Below are 19,407 nucleotides of genomic sequence, written 5' to 3' on the forward strand. Positions count from 1 at the left end.
CGGGGTGGTCTGCAGGCTGCTCGTCTGGAGCCGGCGGATCTCGATGCGCCCGCTGCGCGGGCTGCTCGATCAGCAGGAAGGGGTCGCCCGCCGCGCAAGCTGCGCGATCGGCGGGAACAGGCATGCCATTGCATGCCGGTCGAGTAGCCCCGCAGGGGAGTATCGAGACCCGGCGTCGTCAGCGGGGTGGTCTGCAGGCTGCTCGTCTGGAGCCGGCGGATCTCGATGCGCCCGCTGCGCGGGCTGCTCGATCAGCAGGAAGGGGTCGCCCGCCGCGCACGCTGCGCGATCGGTTGGAACAGGCATGCCATTGCATGCGGGTCGAGTAGCCCCGGAGGGGCGTATCGAGACCCGACGTCAGCATGATCGGCTGCCCTCCCCTGCTGGTCGAGTAGCCCCGCAGGGGCGTATCGAGACCCGGCGTCATCAGCGGGGTGGTCTGCAGGCTGCTCGTCCGGAGCTGGGGGATCTCGATACGCCCGCTGTGCGGGCTACTCGATCAGCATGAGAGAGAGGGCGGCTCTCCTCTCGAGGACCCTCCGCAGGAAGTGGAGGAGTAGCCGGCGAACGGCGTCGAAGACTCCATGATGCGTGGAGGAGGCGGCCTGGATGCGAGGCTGGAAACCTGACTGCAACACGGTTTGTCCGTGCATCGGGGAGTCGGGGCCGTCGCGGCGCGGAAATCCTCCGTGCGACGACGCGGTGGAGTGGCCCACTGCGGTCGACTGGGTCAGCGCCGCCCCCTCGGCGCGTGCCTTCCCCCGGGTCCGCCCCATCGGGTCCGCCCCACCCCCCGCCCTCGACGCCCCTTGGAGCCCGCATGCCCCGCACCGCCCCGTCCCGGTCCCGCCTCCGCTCCGTGCTCGGCGTCCTCGCCGTCGCCGTCGTGGCCGGCACCACGCTCGCCGCCTGCTCCAACGGCTCCGACGCCGCCGAGTCCGACGACGCCGGCTCGTTCGGCGAGGCCACGATGCAGCTCTCCTGGGTCCCCCACGTCGAGTTCGCGGGCGAGTACCTCGCCGACGCGAACGGCTACTTCGCCGACGCGGGCTTCGACTCCGTCACCCTCACCCCCGGCGGCACCGGCGCGACCGGCGCCGAGACCGCCATCGCGAGCGGCTCCGCCTTCGCCGGCGTCTCCTCGCCGCTGATCACCGGCCCCGCGATCTCCGAGGGCGCCGAGATGAAGATCGTCGGCGCGACCTACCAGAAGAACCCGTTCGCGATCGTCTCGCTGACCGACGCTCCGATCGAGACCCCCGAGGACATGGTCGGCAAGACCATCGGCGTCAGCGACAGCAACGACCTCGTCTGGCGTGCGTTCCTCGCCGCGAACGAGATCGACGAGGACGACGTCACCCGCGTGCCGCTCACCGACTCCACCCTGCTCACCACCGGCCAGGTCGACGGCTACATCGGCTACGCGACCGCCGGCGCCAACACACTCAACCAGCGCGGCTTCTCGGCGCAGCAGTTCCTGCTCGCGGACACCGGCCTGCCGATGGTCGGCGAGACCATCGTCGTGGCGCAGGAGAGCATCGACGACGACCGCGAGAAGGTCAAGGCGCTGCTCTACGCGGTCGCCCGCGGCTGGCAGGACGCCGTCGCCGACCCGGACGCGACCGCCGCGACCGTCGTCGCCGACTACGCCGCCGACCAGAACTACAAGGTGGAGGAGCAGGCGCAGGTCATGGTCACCCAGACCGAGCTGATCAGCACCCCCGACACCGACGCCAACGGCCTGCTCACCATCACGCCGCAGCTGCAGGACGAGTCGGTCGCCTCGCTCGCCCTCACCGGCATCGAGCTCGACGCCGACGAGCTCTTCGACACCACGCTGATCGACGAGGTCTACGAGGAGCACCCGGAGCTGCTCGAGGGCTGACCCTCGACCTGGCCGGGCCCTGCGGAGGGCCCGGCCACGACCACCACGGACCGCGCGGAGAGGACGAGCAGTTGACCGAGCAAGCGACCACCATCCAGGACGAGGGCATCCGCCTGTCGGGCCTGAGCAAGCGCTTCGACCTGGGCAGCCGCTCGGTGCAGGCCCTCGCCGAGGTCGACCTCGTCACTCCGCGCGGCTCCTTCCTCTCGCTGCTCGGCCCCTCCGGCTGCGGCAAGTCGACGATCCTGCGGATGCTGGCCGGGCTGGAGAAGCCGACCACCGGCTCCGTCTCGATCCACGGCACGCCCGTGCTCGGCACGAAGCGCTCGGCCGAGCTCGGCATCGCGTTCCAGGACTCGGCCCTGCTGCCCTGGCGCTCGGTGCGCTCGAACGTCCGGCTGCCGCTGGAGCTGACCCGGCAGGCGGCGAAGCGCGACAGCATCCCGGACCTGCTCGACCTCGTCGGGCTGACCGGGTTCGAGGACGCCTACCCCTCGCAGCTCTCCGGCGGCATGCGCCAGCGCGCCTCGATCGCCCGCGCGCTGGTCGTCCAGCCCGATCTGCTGCTGCTCGACGAGCCGTTCGGCGCCCTGGACGACATGACCCGGCAGCGGCTCAACCTGGAGCTGCAGCGGATCTGGACGGCGCGCCCCGCGACCACGCTGATGGTCACCCACGGCATCGCCGAGGCGATCCTGCTCTCGGACACCGTGGCCGTGATGTCGCCGCGTCCCGGCCGGATCGTCGAGGTGATCGACATCGACCTGCCGCGCCCGCGGACCGTCGAGATGCTGCGCAGCCCCGAGTTCCACGCGATCGAGGACCGCATCACCGACATCCTCTTCTCGCAGCACGGGGTCGCGATGGAGGACGAGGCGTGACGCCCTGGATCCGCACCAACTGGCGCGTGTTCGCCGGGCTCGCCGTCTTCGTGGCGGTCTGGTGGATCCTCGCCGACACCGTCTACCGCGAGAGCCGCGCCGTGCCCAGCCCCGGCGCGATCATCGCCGCGTTCGTCCGCGACGGGCCGCTCTTCTACCTCCACAACGTCGGCGACACCGTGCTCGCCGCCGGCCAGGGCTACCTCTGGGGCAATCTCGCGGCGCTGGCGCTGGCCGCCGTCGCGCTGCTGCTGCCGTGGACCCACCGCGTGATCGAGCAGATCGGCGTGATCAGCCACTGCCTGCCGCTGACCGCGGTCGGCCCGGTCATCCTGGTGATCTTCGGCGGCCGCACCACCTCGATCTTCCTCGCGGCGCTGCTCGTCTTCTTCACCACCCTGATCGGCGCGCTGCTCGGCGTCCGCTCGGCCCCGCGCACCGCGCTCGACCTCGTCTCCGCCTACCGCGGCGGACGCTGGGCGAAGATCGTCAAGGTGCAGGCCATCGCGGCCGTGCCCGCGACGATCACCGCGCTGCAGGTCGGCGTGCCGGCGGCCATCCTCGGCGCCGTGCTCGGCGAGTACCTCGGCGGAGTGACCACCGGCCTCGGCGTCGCCCTCGCGGTCGCGCAGCGCCAGATGGACGTCGAGCGGGCCTGGGCCTTCGCCGTCACCAGCGGACTGGTCACGATCATCGGCTACGCGCTGATCGCGGCGCTCGGCCGCTGGCTGATGCCGCTGGTCGTCGGCCGGCCGCGCGCCAACCGCCGCCGCGCTCGCGTCGAGGTCGCCCGCGGCACGGGAGGCGTCGTATGAGCACCGCCACCCGCACTCCGTCCTCCTCCTCTCCGTCCTCCTCCTCGCGCGCCGCCCGCCGGCCGAGCGACCTCACCGGCCGGATGGTGCTCCGCATCGTCCGCGGCGAGCTCGTGCCGCTCGCCGTCGCCGCGGTCCTCGCGCTCGCGTTCTGGTACGCCTTCCTCGCGATCACGGACATCTCGCCGCTGCTCGGCAAGACGCCGACCGACGTCGCCGAGTACCTCTTCGTCGAGGCCGACGCCGCGGAGAACCGCGCGATCGTCTTCGGCAACCTCGGCGTGACGGCCGTCGACGCGCTCGTCGGCTACGTCGCGGGCCTGCTGGTCGCCCTGGCGATCGCGGTGCTGTTCGTGCTGATCCGCTCGCTCGAGGCGACGGTGATGCCGATCGCGATGCTGCTGAAGTCGATGCCGCTGATCGTGGTGACGCCGCTGGTGACCCTGGCGATCGGCAACGGGATCGGCGCCGTCGCCACCGTCGGCGCGATCGCGGTGTTCTTCCCGGCGCTGGTCACGGTCGGATTCGGCCTCCGCTCGCTCTCGCGCGAGTCCTTCGAGCTGGTCTCGGTCTACGGCGGCTCGCCGCTGGACGTGCTGCTCAAGGTGGCGCTGCCGACCGCGGTGCCGGCGATCTTCGCGGCCGCCAAGGTCGCGGTGCCCTCCGCGCTGAGCGGCGCGATGCTGGCCGAGTGGCTGGCGACGGGGCAGGGGCTCGGCGGCGCGGTGCAGCGCGCCTCCGCCGGGTTCCGCTACGACGAGCTGTGGGCGTCGCTCGCGGTGATCACGGCGCTGGGAGTCGTCGCCTACGCGGTCGTCGCGATCGGCGAGAGACTGGCAGCCGTCCGCTTCGGCGGACAGAACTGAGGACGGACATGAGCACCACCACGAGCATCACCGGCGCCGTCTGGGACGGCACCCGCGCCCTCGGCACGGCGACCCTGGCCTGGAGCGGCGACGCGATCGCCTCCGTCGAGACGGCCGACGGCCCGAGCGCCGAGCACGGATCGGGGGAGTTCTCGATCATCCCCGGCCTCGTGGACACCCACGTGCATCTCGGCGCCTACTCCGGCGCCGGCACGGCCGACTTCGCCTCCTGGCCGCTGGTCACCCCGCGCGAGGAGCGCGTCTTCCACATCGCGAACAACGCGCGGAAGGCGGCGCGGGCGGGCGTGACCACCCTGCGCGACCTCGGCGCCGACGAGCTGCAGATGACCGTGGCGCGGATGTTCGAGCAGGGCATCGCGGAGGGTCCGCGGATCGTCACGCACGGCGCGGTCGGCATGACCGCCGGCCACGGCGACCTCTTCGTGCCGCCGCACTACCCGCACCGCGACCGCGTCGCCGACAGCCCCGACGAGTGCCGCCGCCTGGTGCGCACCTGGGCGCGGGCCGGCGCGGACGGCATCAAGATCTACACCAGCGGCGGCGTGCTCTCGATGGGCGACAAGGTCGGCTGGCGGAACCAGACCGACGAGGAGATCGCCGCGACCATCGACGAGGCGCACGCGCTCGGGATGCCCGTCGCCGCGCACACCCACTCGGAGGTCGGCCTCGACCGGGCGCTCGCGCTCGGCGTCGACTCGATCGAGCACGGCACCGCGATCGGCCCGCAGCACTGGGCCACGCTCGTCGAGCGGAACCTGCCCGTCGCGCCGACCCTCTTCATCAACGACGTGATCGCGGCCGGGCGGGCGCCGTCGTCGCCGGAGGCGTCGCTCAAGGCGCAGGACGTGGTCGCCGTGCGCGACGCGGGCTTCCTCGCCGCGGGCCAGGCGGGCGTGCGCTTCGTGCTCGGCACCGACGCGAACGGCGTGTACGTGGACTGGGGCGAGCAACTCGACGAGGTGCGGCGGATGCGCCAGTCGTTCGGCTGGAGCTCCGAGCGCGCCCTGATCTCCGCGACCTCGGACGCCGCGGCGGTCGTCGGACTCGGCGCGAAGGTCGGCCGTCTCGCTCCGGGCTTCGGCGCGGACTTCGTCGTGCTGCGCGGCCGCCCGTGGGAGAGCATCGACGACCTGCGCGCCGAGAGCATCGTCGCCGTCGTCTCGCGCGGCCGCGTCGTCTCGGGGGAGCTGCCGCGATGACCGCCACCGCGACCCGCCGCTTCGTGACCGCGGAGGCGCTCGGCGCTCCCCGTGGCGCGTACAGCCACGCCGTCGAGGCGCACGGCGTCGTCTACGGCTCGGCGATCGGGCCGTTCGCGCCCGGCGACGGCTCGGTGCCGGAGGGGACGGTCCCGGAGGGGATCACCGCGCAGACCACCGCGGCCCTCGACAACATCGAGCGGCTGCTCGCCACGGAGTTCGGTCTGGGCCTCGGCGACGTGGTGCGGGTCACGATGATCCTCAGCGACTTCGAGCGCGACTTCGCCGCCGCCTCCGAGGTCTACGGAGCGCGGTTCGCCGTCGATCCACCGGCCCGCACCGTGATCGGCGCGGTGCTGCCGGGGCCGCTCGTGGCGCTGGACTTCATCGCGGCGCGTCCCTGATCCTGCTCTCCGCTCCCGACCGCACGCACCACCGCACGCCCCACCGCCGGCACTGACGAAAGGCTCCCGTGACCTCCGACTCCTTCCTCCTCGGTCTGCCCAAGGTCGAGCTGCACGTGCACCTGGAGGGGACGCTCGAGCCCGAGCTGCGCGTGCAGCTCGCCGAGCGCAACGGCCTGCCCGTGCCCGAGGCGCTCGCCTACGACTTCGACTCGCTCGCGTCCTTCCTCGCCGTCTACTACCCAGCGATGGACGTGCTGCGCGAGGAGCAGGACTTCTACGACCTCGCGACGGCGTACTTCCGCCGGGCCGCGGCGGACGGGGTCGTCCGCGTCGAGGCGTTCTTCGATCCGCAGGCGCACACCTCGCGCGGCGTGCCGTTCGAGGCGGTGATCGGCGGCTACCACCGCGCCGCGCAGGACGCCGCGCAGCTGGGCGTCGACGCCGCGCTGATCCTCTGCTTCCTCCGCGATCTCTCGGCCGAGAGCGCGGCGGAGACGCTCGAGCGCGCGCTGCCGTTCGCCGACCGCCTGGTCGGCGTGGGCCTGGACTCGGACGAGCGCGGCAACCCGCCGGCGAAGTTCCGCGAGGTCTTCGCGCGGGCCCGCGAGGGCGGACTGCGCCTGACGATGCACTGCGACGTCGACCAGCCCAACGGCGTCGAGCACCTGCGCCAGGTGCTCGAGGAGATCGGCGTGGACCGGATCGATCACGGTACGAACGTCGTCGAGGCGCCCGAGCTGATCGACGTCCTGGTCGAGCGCGGCCTCGCGCTGACCTGCTGCCCGCTCTCCAACTCCTTCGTCTCGAGCGACTCGAAGGCGCCCGAGATGCGCGCGCTGCTCGAGCGCGGCGTGCGGGTGACGGTCAACTCCGACGACCCGGCCTACTTCGGCGGCTACATCGCCGACAACTACGCGGCGCTCGCCGACGCGGGCTTCACCCGCGACGAGCTGGTGCAGCTGGCGCGCAACTCGGTGCTGGGGTCCTGGGCGTCCGACGCGTCGAAGGCGGAGCTGCTCGCCCGGATCGACGCGTACGCGGGCTGACCCGCGGGTCCGGGCTGCGCGAGCGGACGCGAACCGGGGCCCGACTCGGCCGTCGAGCCCTGTTCGGGTCCAGTCGCGCGCACGGAGCGCGTCGAGTGGACGCGTCTCGGGGTCTGCTGCGATGGCGGAGCCCGTTTCGCGTCCAGTCGCGCAAGCGCGCGTTCCGGCGCCCCAGGGCTCAGTGCTGGTGCTCGTCCTCCCAGCGGGGGAACGGGTCGGCGAGGGTGCGCCAGAGGTCCGGGCCGGCGAGGATCTCGCGGGGCGTGAGCAGGCAGCCGTGCAGGACCCGGGTCAGCTCGTCGACGTCGAGGTCGCGACCGAGGAAGACGATCTCCTGGCCGACGGGCGCGTCGGTGCTCCAGCTCCGGATCGCCGTGGGGTCCAGGCTCAGGACGTCGCCGGCGATGGACCAGCTCGCGACCCGATCCGCCCGGCTGGCGAGCCGGACCAGGCCGCGGGAGCGGAGGATCCGGCCGACCCGGTGCGCGACGAAGTCGGTGGCGACCGCCGTGTTCAGGCGGCCGGGGTGGAACGGCAGGGGGTCGCGGAAGACGAACGTGGTCACCGATCCCGCGTCGGCCGGGATTCCGCGGAGGGCCCGCTGCCAGCCGAGGTCCGAGGCGAGGCGGTGCGCGCGCTGCGGGGTGAGGACGGCGCGGCGCTGCCGGTAGCGGTCGAGGTCGCGCTCGGTGAGGATCTCCGCTCCGGGCGAGAGCGCCCGCAGCAGGTCGACGGCGGGCGAGACTCCCGCGCCGTCGCCGTCGGTCAGGACGATCAGCCCGGCGAACTCGAGGCGCGCCGCGAGCCGTTCGGCGCGGTCCCACTGCGGCGGCTCCTGCTCCGGCCCCTGCTCCGCGGCCTCGCCGAGCAGCACCCGGGTCACCTCGTCGATCGAGGTGACGGCGACGACGTCGAGGACGCCGATCCGGGTGTCGCCGGGGAGTCGCCGGACGCAGAGGTGCTCGAGGACGAGGGCGACCTCCATCGGGTCGGCGACCGGGTCGAGCGAGATCGCGGTGATGCCGCTCTCGCCGTCGTCGGCCTGGCGGGCCAGCTCGGCGGCCAGCTCCGCCGCGAACTCCGCGCTGTCCGAGTCCGGGAGGTCGACGGCGAAGCTCTCGACGGACGTGACTCCGCCGGACAGCTGCCGCGCGATCCGGGCGCTGTCGGCGGCGTCGGTCGCGCTCACCAGCGTGACGGCGAGGACGGGTGGTCGGGGCAGTGAGCGCGGAGTGTCCATGGCGAGCTACTCTAAACGATAATCGTTATCAACTAGAAGGAGCACTCGTGAAGGTCCGCAACTCGCTGAAGTCCATGAAGTCGATGCCGGGGTCGCAGGTGGTGCGCCGCCGCGGCCGGGTCTTCGTCATCAACAAGCTCAACCCGCGGTTCAAGGCGCGCCAGGGCTGAGGGCCGGGCGCCGGGCGCCGACCGCGGTCAGCCCTCGAGGGCGTGCCGGACGGCGTCGTCGACGATGTGGCTGACGTGGGTGTCGGCGACGGAGTAGTGCGCCTCGCGCCCGATCCGCTCGACGGCGACCAGGCCGGCCGCCCGGAGAGTGCGCAGGTGCTGCGAGACCAGGGGCTGCGAGAGCCCGGTGGTCTCGGCGAGGTGCCCGACGGTCGACCGCTCACTCGCCAGCGCGCGGAGCAGGCGCAGCCGTGAGGAGGAGGAGAGCACCTTGAAGAGCTCGGCCGCGGGTTCGAGATCCTCGGTCATCGGCGCCTCCAGGTCATCTGCTCATCCAAGCAGACGTGCATGGATCGCGCGTCCTGCCGGTGGAGCCGCCCGGGAGGAGCGCCTTCCATGCTGGTCGCGCCGCCCTGCAGGGGCGTCCTCCATGTTGGTCGAGTAGCCCCGCCAGGGGCGTATCGAGACCCACCGTCCCCAAGAGGGCGGTCTGCGGACTCGACTTCTGACGCTGGTGGATCTCGATACGCCCGCTGCGCGGGCTACTCGATCAGCATGGAGAGCATGTCGGTCGAGTAGCCCCCGGGGGCGTATCGAGACCCGCCGTCCCCGAACCCGGCTCAGTGGGCGAGGGCGCCCTCGCCCCGCAGGCGCCCGTCGGCCAGCGAGACGACGCGGTCGGCGAGCGCGATCACGGCCGGGTCGTGCGAGACGCAGACGACGGCGACGCCGCGCTCCGCCTCGGCGCGCAGGATCTCGCGGATGCGCTCGGCGCTCGCCGCATCGAGCCCGGTCGTCGGTTCGTCCAGGAGGAGCAGGTCCGCGCCGCGCGCCAGTCCCTGCGCGAGCAGCGTCCGCTGGCGCTGCCCGCCGGACAGCACGGCGAACGGCTCGGCCGCGAGTGCGGAGATCTCGAGCCGCTCCATCGCCGCGGCGACCACCGCGCGCAGGTCTGCGCCGACCCGGCGCCAGCGACCGGTGCGCCCCCAGACGCCGACCGTCACGACGTCGCGGACGGTGACGGGGAGGCGGTCCGAGACGGCGGTGCGCTGGGGGACGAAGGCGACCGCGGACGAGACCGTGCGCACTCCCCGGGAGGGCTGCCGGGTGCCGGCGATCACCTCGAGCAGCGTCGACTTGCCCGCGCCGTTCGGCCCCGCGACGACGGTGAGCGTGCCCGGCGGCACGTCGAGATCGACGCCGTCCAGCGCAGTCCGCTCGCCGAAGTCGACGCCGATCCCGCGGAGGCCGACGCGGGCGGGGGACTGCTGGCTGCTGGACACGACCCCGAGCGTACCAGTTTGATAATCGTTCTCATTATCCGTTACGGTCGGGCACCATGCCAGCCCTCCTCTCCGGGATCCTCGAGCCGTTCGCGCTCGACTTCCTCCAGCGCGCCCTCGTCGGCGGCGCCCTCGTCGCCGTCCTCTGCGGCGTCGTCGGAACCTGGGTCGTGATCCGCGGCATGGCGTTCCTCGGAGAGGCGCTCGCCCACGGGATGCTCCCCGGCGTCGCGCTGGCGACCGTGCTCGGCGCGCCCGTGCTGGTCGGCGGGGCGGCGAGCGCCGTCGCGATGAGCCTCGGCATCGCGGCGCTGCAGCGCCGGGGCCGCCTGTCGTACGACACCAGCATCGGCATGCTCTTCGTCTCGATGCTCGCGCTCGGCGTGATCATCATCAGCCACTCCGGCAGCTTCGCGACCGACGCGACCTCGATCCTGTTCGGCGACATCCTCGCCATCGCCCCGGTCGATCTCGTGCTGCTGGCCGTCGCTGCCGGAGTCGGGCTCGCGGTGGCGGCGGTGTTCCACCGCTCGCTGGTGGCGCTCGCGCTCGACCCGCGGATCGCCGCCGTCCTCGGGCTCGGCCCGCGCTCGGCCCAGGCCGCGCTGGTCGGCCTGGTGACCCTCGCGGTCGTCGCCTCGTACCAGGCCGTCGGCTCGCTCCTCGTCGTCGGGCTGCTCCTCGCACCCGCGGTCGCCGCGGGCCACTGGACGACGCGGATCCCGACCCGGATGGCGCTCGCCGCCGTGCTCGGCGTGCTCTCCGTGCTCGTCGGGCTGCTCGTCTCCTGGTACGCGGCGACCGCCGCGGGCGCCTCCGTCGCCGCCACCGCCCTCGCCGTCTCGGGGCTGTCCTGGGCGCTGCGGGCTGCCACCGCCTCGCGCCGTCCGCGCCGGGTCTCCGCCGCCGTCCCCGCCTGACCGTCCCCCTCCGAAAGGACCCCGTGCTCTCCCGCTCCACCCGCTCCCTCCGCACCGCCCCGGCGCTCCTCCTGGGCGCCCTCGCCCTCGCGGCCTGCTCCGCCGACCCCGCCGCCCCGCCGGTGGACGACGCGACCGGCGAGGGCCACGGTGCGATCTCGGGAGCCGCGGAGCTCGCCGAGCCCGCCCTCGGCCTCACCTGGATCGACCCGGCCGGCGCCGTCTCGCACCTCGACCTCCTCGACGAGAGCGTCGCCGAGCTCGGCACGATCGGCGCCCCGTCCGCGATGACGACCGACGGCCGCTACCTCTTCGTGCAGACCGCCGTCGGCGTCGAGATCGTCGACAGCGGCATCTGGACCTGGGACCACGTCGACCACTTCCACTACTACCGCGCCGAGCCGGCGCTGCTCGGCACCGTCGCGGGTGAGGGGGAGGCGGTCGTCGCCACCACGAACCTGTCGACCTCCGGCGGTACCGGGCTGTTCTTCCCGGAGTCGGGTGAGGCGGTGCTCCTCGACACCGAGGCGCTGTCGAAGGGCGAGGTCCGCGAGTCGTTCCGCCTGGACGGCGAGCCGGGGCCCGGGATGGTCGTCCCGGTCGGCTCGTTCGCGCTCGTCACCGAGGACGCGGGGGAGTCGGCGTCGGTCGTCGGGCACACGGCCGACGGCGAGCGCACCGGCCTCGTCGAGGCGTGCCCGCAGCCCGCGGGGACGATCACCACCCGCGTCGGCGCGGTCATCGGCTGCGCGGACGGCGCGCTGCTCGCCACCGTCGACGGCGAGGAGCTCGTCGTCGAGCGGATCCCCTACCCCGAGGCCACGACCGCGCCCGCCGCGACCGTCTTCGCGAACCGCGAGGGCCGGCCGACCGTCGCCGGGCTCGCCGGGAGCGAGGGGATCTGGCTGCTCGACACCCGCGCCCGCTCGTGGTCGCTGCTCCCCGCTCCCGCGCCCCTCGCGCAGGTGACCGCCGTCGACGACGAGGACGACCACGTGCTCGCGCTGGGGCAGGACGGCCGCGTGCTCGTGCTCGACGGCGCGGACGGCGCGGTGCTCGCCCAGACCGAGCCCCTCGCGGCCGAGTCGCTCGCCGCGGGTCTCGCCCCGACGCTCGTCGCCGACCAGCAGCGCGCCTACCTCAGCGCGCCCGCCGAGCGGCGGCTGCACGAGATCGACTACGCCGACGACGCCCGCCTCGCGCGCAGCTTCGAGACGGCGACCGAGCCGGCGTTCACCGCCGAGACGGGACGCTGACCATGGGACGCACCCGACGCCGTGCACCCCTCGCCGCGGTCGCCGTCGCGCTGCTCGCGCTCACCGGCTGCTCGGCCGGTGCCGACGACCGCCCGCTGGTGATCGTCTCGACCAACATCCTCGGCGACGTCGTCGAGCGGCTCGTCGGCGAGGAGGCCGAGGTGGTGACGCTGATGAAGCCGAACGCCGACCCGCACTCCTTCGAGATCTCCGCGCAGGAGGCGGCGCGACTCCGCTCGGCCGACCTCGTCGTCTCCAACGGCCTGGGCCTGGAGGAGGGGCTGCAGCAGCACCTCGACGCCGCGGCCGCCGAGGACGTGCCGGCCTTCGTCGCCGGCGACGCGATCGACGTGCTCGACTACTCCGACGGCGACGCCGAGGGCAGCCCCGACTCGCACTTCTGGACCGACCCGGCGCGGATGATCGCCGTCGTCGACGCGCTCGCGCCGGTGCTGGCCGAGCTCGACGGCGCGGACCCCGAGGCCCTCGAGCGCAGCGCCGCCGCGTACCGCGCCGAGCTCGAGGCGCTCGACGCCGAGATGACGGCCGCCTTCGCCGCGATCCCGGAGGAGCGCCGCGCCCTCGTCACCAACCACCACGTCTTCGGCTACCTCGCCGACCGCTTCGACTTCGACGTCGTCGGAGCGGTGATCCCCGGCGGCACCACCCTCGCGGCGCCGTCCGCCTCCGACCTCGCCGACCTCGTCGAGGCGGTCGAGGAGACCGGTGTCCCCACGATCTTCGCGGAGTCCTCGTCTCCCGACCGCCTGGTCCAGGCGCTCGCGAGCGAGGCCGACATCCGCGTCGAGGTGGTCGAGCTGTTCACGGAGTCCCTCACGGGACCCGAGGGCGGCGCACCCGACTACCTCAGCATGATGCGCGTGAACACGCAGCGCATCGCCACCGGGCTCTCACCGTGAGCGCCCACGACCAGCACCAGGAGAACCACATCCCCATGCGCACCAGCCCCTTCCGCCGAGCGCCGCTCCGGCGAGCGCCCCTCCGCCGAGCCGGCCTCGGCCTGCTCGCCCTCGGCACGATCGCGACCCTCGCGGCCTGCTCCTCGAGCAGCGCCCCCGCGGCCGATCCGACCGCCGTCGCCGCACCTGACGCGGCCGGCACCCGGCTCGCCGTCGCCTACGAGGGCGGCATCCTCGTCCTCGACGGCGAGACTCTCGAGACCGTGGCCGACCTGGACTCCGAGGAGTTCACCCGCCTGAACCCGGCGGGCGACGGCCGGCACGTCATGGTCACCATGAGCGAGGGCTTCCAGCTCCTCGACACCGCCGCCGGCACCGACGGCGAGCCCGAGCTCACCGACGTCGTCTTCGCCGCCGACACCCCCGGGCACGTCGTCCGCCACGGCGGCAAGACGATCCTCTACGCCGACGGGACCAGCGACACGACGGTCATCGAGACCGCGGACCTGGCCGACGCCGAGGGCGTGCCCGAGGTCGAGACCATCCCGGGCGTCCAGGCGCACCACGGGGTGTCGATCGTCCTCGAGGACGGCACCTTCCTCACCACGGTCGGCACCGCCGACGGCCGCACCGGCATCGAGGTGCGCGACGCGTCCGGCGCCGTGGTCGCCACGAACGACCAGTGCCCCGGCGTGCACGGCGAGGGCACGGCCGAGAACGAGGTCGTGGTCTTCGGCTGCGAGAACGGCGCCCTCGTCTACGACGGCGGCGAGATCACCAAGCTCGAGGCGCCCGACCAGCCGTACGGCCGGATGGGCAACGCCTGGGTCAGCGAGACCAGCCCGATCGTCGTCGGCGACTACAAGGACGACCAGGACGCCGAGGGCTACCTCCTGCACCGCCTCGCGCTGATCGACACCGAGGCGAAGACCCTCGACGTCGTCGACCTGCCCGAGGGTGTCGAGTACACCTTCCGCGGCGTCGCGCGCGGCCCGGGCGACCTCGCCTACCTGATCGGCTCCGACGGAGCGGTCCACGTGATCGAGCCGGAGACCGGGGAGATCACCGACTCGTACCCCGTCGTGGACGCCTGGGAGAGCCCCGTCGAGTGGCAGGACCCGCACCCCGCCATCACGGTCGCCGGTGACATCGCCTACGTCACCGACCCGGCCGCGAAGAGCGTCCACGCGCTCGACCTGACCACCGGGAAGGTGCTGTCCAGCGCCGAGCTGGAGGTCACGCCGAACGAGATCGCGCTCGCCGCGAGCTGACGCACGGGACGACGGAAGGGCGCGGGGCTGCTGGCCCCGCGCCCTTCTCCGTGTCCGGTGCGGTTTCCGAGGGTGACCCGTGCGGTCAGCCGGCGGCGCGGTTCCCGCGTCGACGGCGGCCGAGGAGCAGGCCGAGCGCGCCGAGCAGGCCGAGGACCCCGGCGGCGGGCAGCGCGGACACCGCATCGACGCCGGTCTCGGCGAGACGGGTGGCGGAGGCGTCCTTCGTCGGCCTCGTGCCGGTGACACCGGAGTGGGGCGAGCCGGAGCCGGCGCCGGACGGGGTGGTGCCGGTGATGCCGGTGCCTGACGTGGTGGTGCCGGTGCCTGACGCGGTGGTGCCGGAGGCCGACGCGGTGGTGCCGGACGCCGTGGTGCGGGCGTCCGACGTCCCGGCGGTCGCCGCAGCGGCGCCGCCCGAGGAGGTCGTCCCCGAGGCGATGGTGCCGGTCGTCGTGCCGGCTCCCGGGCCGACGGCGCCCGGGGTGGCGGTCCCGGTCGTGCCGGTGACGGTCGGGCGAGTGCCGGTGGTGCCGGTGTCCGTGGTGCGCGGACCGGCGGTGCTCGGGCGCGTGCCGGTCGTGCCGGCGTCGGTGGTGCCCGTGCCCGGCGTGCCGGTCCCGGCTGCTCCCGGGGTCCCGGTCGCGGGGGTGCCCGTCCCGGTGGTTCCGGCACCGGTCGTGCCCGTTGCCGGTACGCCCGTGCCCGTGCCCGGCGTGCCGGTGGGCGCCGGGGTGGCCGGCGTGCCGGTGGGCGCGGGAGTGGCCGGCGTGTCGGTCGGTGCGGGAGTGGACGGGGTGCCGGTGGGTGCGGGAGTGGAGGGGGTCCCGATGGGTGCGGGGATGGACGGGGTGTTGGTGGGTGCGGGAGTGGACGGGGTGCCGGTGGGTGCGGGAGTGGAGGGGGTCCCGATGGGTGCGGGGATGGACGGGGTGTTGGTGGGTGTGGGAGTGGACGGGGTGCCGGTGGGTGCGGGAGTGGAGGGGGTCCCGATGGGTGCGGGGATGGACGGGGTGTTAGTGGGTGTGGGAGTGGTCGGCGTACCGGTGGGTGCGGGAGTGGAGGGGGTCCCGATGGGTGCGGGGATGGACGGGGTGTTGGTGGGTGCGGGAGTGGTCGGCGTGCCGGTGGGTGCCGGAGTGGAGGGGGTCCCGATGGGTGCGGGGATGGACGGGGTGTTGGTGGGTGCGGGAGTGGTCGGCGTGCCGGTGGGTGCCGGAGCCGACGGGGTCCCGATGGGCGCGGGGATGGACGGGGTGCCGGTAGGTGTGGGAGTGGACGGCGTGCCGGGGGGAACAGGACCTGACGGGGTCACGGTGGGCGCGACGGTCGACGGCGTGCCGGTGGGTGCGGGGATGGACGGGGTGCCGGTCGGGGCGGGAGTCGAGGGGGTCCCGGTGGGCGCGGGTGTCGGCGCGGTGCCGGGGCCGCCGGTGGTGCTGCCCCGGGGGATCGGGACGGCGGTGACGAGGAGGTCGGAGGTGTAGGCGGCGCCGCGTGGAGTGGTCGCGGTGATGGTGCCCGAGCGGCGGTACTCGCCCGCGTCCACATCCGACTGCTGGACAGGGCCCGCGAGGGTGCGGACCGCGCTCTCGCCCGGCGCGAGGGTGAACGGCGGCAGTGTGTCGACACGGACGTCGGTGAGCGCGACGTCACCGCGGTTGACGATCGTGAAGGTCGTGTCGACGATGGTGCCCACGGCGACGGCTGCTCCCGGTGCGAGCCTGGGGGTGCTCGTGGTGGTGACCGCCAGGAGGGGGCGCTCGACGGGGATCGCGAGCTGCGCGCCGCTGCGCACCGTCGTGGGGCGGCCCCCGATCACGGCGGTGGTGTCGGCGACGATGTGGGTGAGGCCGCTCGCGAGGTCGTCCTCCGTGACCGTGGACTCGAGGTGCAGCTCGGCGCTTGCGCCGGGCGCGACGAGCGCCGCCTTCTCACTGGTGCTGCCGGGGCTGCCGGGGGCGGCGCCCACCCGGACCGCGACGAGGTCCCGCACGTCGCCGGCGCCGGTGTTGGTGACCGTCGAGGTCCAGCGGACCTTCGTGCCGGCCGTCACCTGCTCGCCGGGCTTCAGCACGAACTCGCCCCGGAATCTCCAGGCCGCGTCGCTCGGACCGTTGGCCGCCGGTCCTCCGGCGGTGGCACCCGGTGCGGTCCCCGTCGTGCCGGGCGCGGGCGTCGCGGTGCCGGCCGGGCTGGAGATCGTGGGCGTGGGCGTCGGTGTCGGTGTGGGCGTGGGCGTGGTCGTGGGCGTGGTCGTTGTGCCGCCCGCGGAGCCCGGAGTCGTGCCGGTGGGGGCCGGCTTCGGGATCGCGAGGACGATGGTGGCGGGGGTGGACCGGTACTCGGCGCCCCGGGGCGTCCGTGCGGTGGCGAAGCCGCCCACGCGGCGGTACTCGCCCGCGGTCAGGTCCGACAGCGAGATCGTGTCCGAGAGGCGCTGGACGCTGACCTGGCCCGGCGCGAGGCTGAACGGGGGGAGTCCGGCGAGTCGGATGTCGTTCAGTGCCACGTCGCCGCGGTTGGTCAGCGTGACGGTCGCGTCGACCACGGTGCCGAGGGTCACCGGTGCGCCGGGTGCGAGCCGGAACGACGGGGCGTAGGTCACCTCCAGGGCGGGCCGCTCGGCGGCCGCCGCCGGGCCCCCGGGCAGGGCGAGCTCGCCGACCACGGGGAGCGCGAACCTGCCCTGCGTCGAGCTGAGGTCCCAGGTGAACGCGTACGACACCTTGCCGGCGTCGAGATCGGCCTGGGTGACTGTCCGAGTGAACGTGACGTCCCGACCGTCGCGGCTCGCACCCGGTGGGATGACGAGGCCGGATCCGGAGACCGTGACCGCGACAGGGCCGTCGTTGCGGAAGGTGACGATCCACGTCACCTTCGTGCCGACCGTCGGCTTCTCGCCCGGCTTCAGCTCGAGCGTCCCCTTCGCCGTCGCGCTCACGAGGTGGTCCCCCGTGGCGGCCGGGGACGTCGGCGGAACGGGTGCGGGGGTCGACGGCGTGCCGGTGGGTGCGGAAGTGGGCACGGTCCCGGTGGGCACGGCGGTGGCCGGCGTGCCGGTGGGCGCGGGAGTGGAGGGGGTCCCGGTGGGTGCGGGAGTGGACGGCGTGCTCGTGGGGATCGGCAGCACGACGACGATGTCGGGGGAGAAGTACTCGACACCGCGGGGGGTGCGTGCCGTCATGTTGCCCGAGCGGCGGTATTCGCCGGCTTCCACGTCCCAGTCCTCGATCTCGCCCGTGAGGACCCGGACGGCGCTCTCGCCCGGCGCGAGGGTGAACGGGACCAGCTTGTCGATCCGGACGTCGGTGAGCGTGACGTCGCCGCGGTTGACGATCGTGAGGGTCACGTCGAAGACGGTGCCGGCGACGGGGGCCGCTCCCGGCGCGAGCCTGGGCGCGATCGTGGCGGTCACGGCGAGGAGGGGGTTCTCGGCGGGGATCGCGAGCGTCGCGTCGCTGCGGACCGAGATCGTCTTCCCGCCGGTCACCGCTTTCGCATCGACGACGAGGTGGGCGAGGCCACTCGCCAGGTCGTCCTCGGTGACGGTGGACTCGAGGTGCAGCTGCGCGGTCCGGCCCTTGGCGAGGACGGCCAGCTTCTCGCTGGTGCTGCCGGGGCTGCCGGGGGCCGCGCCCACCCGCACGGCGACGAGGTCCCGCAGGTCGTCGGGGCCGGTGTTGGTCAGCGTCGAGGTCCAGCGGATCTTCGTGCCGGCCTTCACCTGCTCGCCGGGCTTCAGCACGAACTCGCCGCGGAACCGCCAGGACTCGTCGGCCGTGCCGCTCGCCGGGGAGCCTCCGGCGCCGGCACCTGGGGCCGGAGCCGGCGTGGCGGTGCTCGTCGCGCCGGCGACGTTCGGCTTCGGGAACGGCAGCCTCACGGGGGCGATGGTCTTGTATGCGGCGCCCCTCGGGGTGCGCGCGGTGACGTAGCCCTCGCCGCGGCGGTACTCGCCGGCGATCACGTCCAGGTGGTCGACCTTGTCCTTGACGCCGAGAACGGCCTGCTGGCCCGGCGCGAGGCTGAACGGCGTGGTGCCGGTGACGGTGATGTCGTGGAGGGTCACCTCCCCGCGGTTGGTCACCGTGACGGTCGAGTCCACCACGGTGCCGAGGACGACGGGCTGGCCCGGGGCCGGCTCGAACCTCGGTGTGAAGACGACCTCGAGCGCGGGGTTCTCCGCCGGGATGGGCAGCTCGCCGCGCACGGGGATCCAGTGCATGCCCGCCGGCGTGACGATGCCCCAGGTGTTCGCGTACCTCATCACTCCGGCATCGAGATCGGCCTGGGTGACCGTCTGCTCCTTCACGTCGTCCCGACCGTCGCGGGTCTGCCCCGCCGGGATGGAGAACTGGGTTCCGTAGACGTCGGCGGTGGTCGTGCCGTTGTTCCGGAAGGTGATGATCCACTTCACCTTCGTGCCGACCACCGGCTTCTCACCCGGATTCAGCTCGAACGTCCCCCTCACCGTCGCGCTGACCAGGGAGTCCCCGGTCATGGGCGCGGACGGCGGCGGAGCGGGCTGCTGCTGGGCGGCGGCGGCGGGCGTCTCCGACGCGGCTGCAGGAGCCTCGAGCGTCGGCGTCGGCGTCGCGTCGGGTGCCGATGGCGCGAGAGAGGGGACCGGTGCCTCCGGCGCGGCCGTGACGCTCGGCGGGGTCGTGACGTCGACCGCGGCCGGGGCCGGAGCGAGAGCGGCCGCGGGCGGGGCGGTCTCGGGCGTCGGCGCCGGGGGAGCGGGGGAGGGAGCGGCGTCCGGCACGGCGGGGGTGGCGCTCGGTGCGGCGGAGGCGGCGGCCGGGGCGGCCTCGGGCGCAGCGGGTCCGACGGACGGCGCGGCATCGTCCGGTGCGATCGAGGGCGTGGGCGCCGGGAGTGCGGGCACCGACGGGGCGTCCTGTGCCGGTGCCGCGGTCGTGGCGTCGGCGCCTCCTTCGGCGTGGGCGGCGACGGAGGTCGTTCCGAGCAGGCAGGCGCTCAGCGCGACGGACGCGGCGATGCTGAGGGGCGTGCTGGGCGTTCGGCGCGGTCTTCGGGGGTCGGGGCGTGAGGGGGTCAAGGGCACTCCTGGGCAAGGACCGGCGAGAGGTCGAAACGATTCCGGGAAGATTCACACAGGTGTTCCCAGGGCTGCGAATATCTGGCGCGGAAGCGGGTGCCCGGCAGTCTTCGACACCGTTGGCGGTGCAGGACGACCGAGGGCCGGTGGCGTCGAATCGAG

16 protein-coding genes are annotated in these 19,407 nt (G+C 73.9%); 12 read left to right on the plus strand and 4 right to left on the minus strand.

Annotated elements, in window-relative coordinates; translation table 11 throughout:
* Nucleotides 1-820: 820 nt before the first annotated feature.
* From EDF36_RS07740 to add, 7 genes are all read left to right on the plus strand, one after another.
* Nucleotides 821-1,885, plus strand: a complete 1,065-nt coding sequence (locus EDF36_RS07740) for an ABC transporter substrate-binding protein (RefSeq protein ID WP_123732566.1) — start codon at nt 821-823, stop codon at nt 1,883-1,885.
* Nucleotides 1,886-1,956: 71 nt separating this feature from the next.
* Nucleotides 1,957-2,766 carry an ABC transporter ATP-binding protein gene (locus EDF36_RS07745; RefSeq protein WP_123446992.1) on the plus strand — a complete coding sequence of 270 codons (810 nt, stop codon included), beginning with the start codon at nt 1,957-1,959 and terminating at the stop codon, nt 2,764-2,766.
* The gene (locus tag EDF36_RS07750) at nt 2,763-3,581 is read left to right on the plus strand and encodes an ABC transporter permease (RefSeq protein WP_185020405.1); all 819 of its coding nucleotides are present in this window, start codon (nt 2,763-2,765) and stop codon (nt 3,579-3,581) included. The genes EDF36_RS07745 and EDF36_RS07750 overlap by 4 nt, the downstream gene beginning before the upstream one ends.
* A complete protein-coding gene (locus tag EDF36_RS07755; protein WP_123732567.1) occupies nt 3,578-4,447 on the plus strand; it encodes an ABC transporter permease in 870 nt (289 codons plus the stop codon). The genes EDF36_RS07750 and EDF36_RS07755 overlap by 4 nt, the downstream gene beginning before the upstream one ends.
* 8 nt (nt 4,448-4,455) lie before the next feature.
* Nucleotides 4,456-5,667 (plus strand): amidohydrolase family protein, encoded by a 1,212-nt coding sequence (locus tag EDF36_RS07760; protein WP_123732568.1) that lies wholly within the window; start codon nt 4,456-4,458, stop codon nt 5,665-5,667.
* Entirely contained in the window at nt 5,664-6,071 is a 408-nt protein-coding gene (locus EDF36_RS07765; RefSeq protein WP_123706392.1) for a RidA family protein, read from the plus strand. Before EDF36_RS07760 ends, EDF36_RS07765 begins: the two co-directional genes overlap by 4 nt.
* A gap of 68 nt (nt 6,072-6,139) precedes the next feature.
* Nucleotides 6,140-7,120, plus strand: a complete 981-nt coding sequence (gene add, locus EDF36_RS07770) for an adenosine deaminase (protein WP_123732569.1) — start codon at nt 6,140-6,142, stop codon at nt 7,118-7,120.
* Nucleotides 7,121-7,298: 178 nt separating this feature from the next.
* Here the strand turns inward: add and EDF36_RS07775 are convergent, their stop codons facing one another.
* Nucleotides 7,299-8,360, minus strand: coding sequence for a GTP-binding protein (locus EDF36_RS07775; RefSeq protein WP_123732570.1), 1,062 nt, complete (start codon nt 8,358-8,360; stop codon nt 7,299-7,301).
* 47 nt (nt 8,361-8,407) lie between these two features.
* Between EDF36_RS07775 and ykgO the strand changes: the two genes are divergently transcribed.
* Nucleotides 8,408-8,530, plus strand: coding sequence for a type B 50S ribosomal protein L36 (gene ykgO / locus EDF36_RS07780; protein WP_123446985.1), 123 nt, complete (start codon nt 8,408-8,410; stop codon nt 8,528-8,530).
* 27 nt (nt 8,531-8,557) lie between these two features.
* Here ykgO and EDF36_RS07785 read toward each other — a convergent pair whose 3' ends face one another.
* Both EDF36_RS07785 and aztA read right to left on the minus strand, forming a co-directional pair.
* Entirely contained in the window at nt 8,558-8,839 is a 282-nt protein-coding gene (locus EDF36_RS07785) for a helix-turn-helix transcriptional regulator (RefSeq protein ID WP_123446984.1), read from the minus strand.
* Between the two features lie 311 nt (nt 8,840-9,150).
* The gene (gene aztA, locus EDF36_RS07790; RefSeq protein ID WP_123732571.1) at nt 9,151-9,813 is read right to left on the minus strand and encodes a zinc ABC transporter ATP-binding protein AztA; all 663 of its coding nucleotides are present in this window, start codon (nt 9,811-9,813) and stop codon (nt 9,151-9,153) included.
* A 56-nt stretch (nt 9,814-9,869) separates the two neighbouring features.
* Here aztA and aztB point away from each other — a divergent pair, with 56 nt between their 5' ends.
* From aztB to aztD, 4 genes are read left to right on the plus strand one after another with little or no spacing between them, the layout of a single operon-like run.
* Nucleotides 9,870-10,733 carry a zinc ABC transporter permease AztB gene (aztB, locus tag EDF36_RS07795; RefSeq protein WP_123732572.1) on the plus strand — a complete coding sequence of 288 codons (864 nt, stop codon included), beginning with the start codon at nt 9,870-9,872 and terminating at the stop codon, nt 10,731-10,733.
* Between the two features lie 23 nt (nt 10,734-10,756).
* The gene (locus tag EDF36_RS07800; RefSeq protein WP_123732573.1) at nt 10,757-11,989 is read left to right on the plus strand and encodes an ABC transporter; all 1,233 of its coding nucleotides are present in this window, start codon (nt 10,757-10,759) and stop codon (nt 11,987-11,989) included.
* A gap of 2 nt (nt 11,990-11,991) precedes the next feature.
* Entirely contained in the window at nt 11,992-12,909 is a 918-nt protein-coding gene (gene aztC / locus EDF36_RS07805) for a zinc ABC transporter substrate-binding protein AztC (RefSeq protein ID WP_123732574.1), read from the plus strand.
* A 35-nt stretch (nt 12,910-12,944) separates the two neighbouring features.
* A complete protein-coding gene (aztD, locus tag EDF36_RS07810; protein ID WP_185020434.1) occupies nt 12,945-14,180 on the plus strand; it encodes a zinc metallochaperone AztD in 1,236 nt (411 codons plus the stop codon).
* An 85-nt stretch (nt 14,181-14,265) separates the two neighbouring features.
* Here the strand turns inward: aztD and EDF36_RS07815 are convergent, their stop codons facing one another.
* Entirely contained in the window at nt 14,266-19,245 is a 4,980-nt protein-coding gene (locus EDF36_RS07815) for an LPXTG cell wall anchor domain-containing protein (RefSeq protein WP_148059993.1), read from the minus strand.
* Nucleotides 19,246-19,407: the final 162 nt, after the last annotated feature.

Origin of the sequence: Rathayibacter sp. PhB152 (assembly GCF_003751395.1) — a bacterium.
GTDB classification, from domain to species: Bacteria; Actinomycetota; Actinomycetes; order Actinomycetales; family Microbacteriaceae; genus Rathayibacter; species Rathayibacter festucae.

What these genes read in the sequence shown, in the direction of transcription:
- EDF36_RS07755 (WP_123732567.1), top strand. Translation starts at nt 3,578, where the DNA reads ATGAGCACCGCCACCCGCACTCCGTCCTCCTCCTCTCCGTCCTCCTCC.
- EDF36_RS07760 (WP_123732568.1), top strand. Translation starts at nt 4,456, where the DNA reads ATGAGCACCACCACGAGCATCACCGGCGCCGTCTGGGACGGCACCCGC.
- aztC (WP_123732574.1), top strand. Translation starts at nt 11,992, where the DNA reads ATGGGACGCACCCGACGCCGTGCACCCCTCGCCGCGGTCGCCGTCGCG.
- EDF36_RS07785 (WP_123446984.1), bottom strand. Translation starts at nt 8,839, where the DNA reads ATGACCGAGGATCTCGAACCCGCGGCCGAGCTCTTCAAGGTGCTCTCC.
- EDF36_RS07765 (WP_123706392.1), top strand. Translation starts at nt 5,664, where the DNA reads ATGACCGCCACCGCGACCCGCCGCTTCGTGACCGCGGAGGCGCTCGGC.
- aztB (WP_123732572.1), top strand. Translation starts at nt 9,870, where the DNA reads ATGCCAGCCCTCCTCTCCGGGATCCTCGAGCCGTTCGCGCTCGACTTC.
- EDF36_RS07775 (WP_123732570.1), bottom strand. Translation starts at nt 8,360, where the DNA reads ATGGACACTCCGCGCTCACTGCCCCGACCACCCGTCCTCGCCGTCACG.
- aztD (WP_185020434.1), top strand. Translation starts at nt 12,945, where the DNA reads ATGCGCACCAGCCCCTTCCGCCGAGCGCCGCTCCGGCGAGCGCCCCTC.
- EDF36_RS07740 (WP_123732566.1), top strand. Translation starts at nt 821, where the DNA reads ATGCCCCGCACCGCCCCGTCCCGGTCCCGCCTCCGCTCCGTGCTCGGC.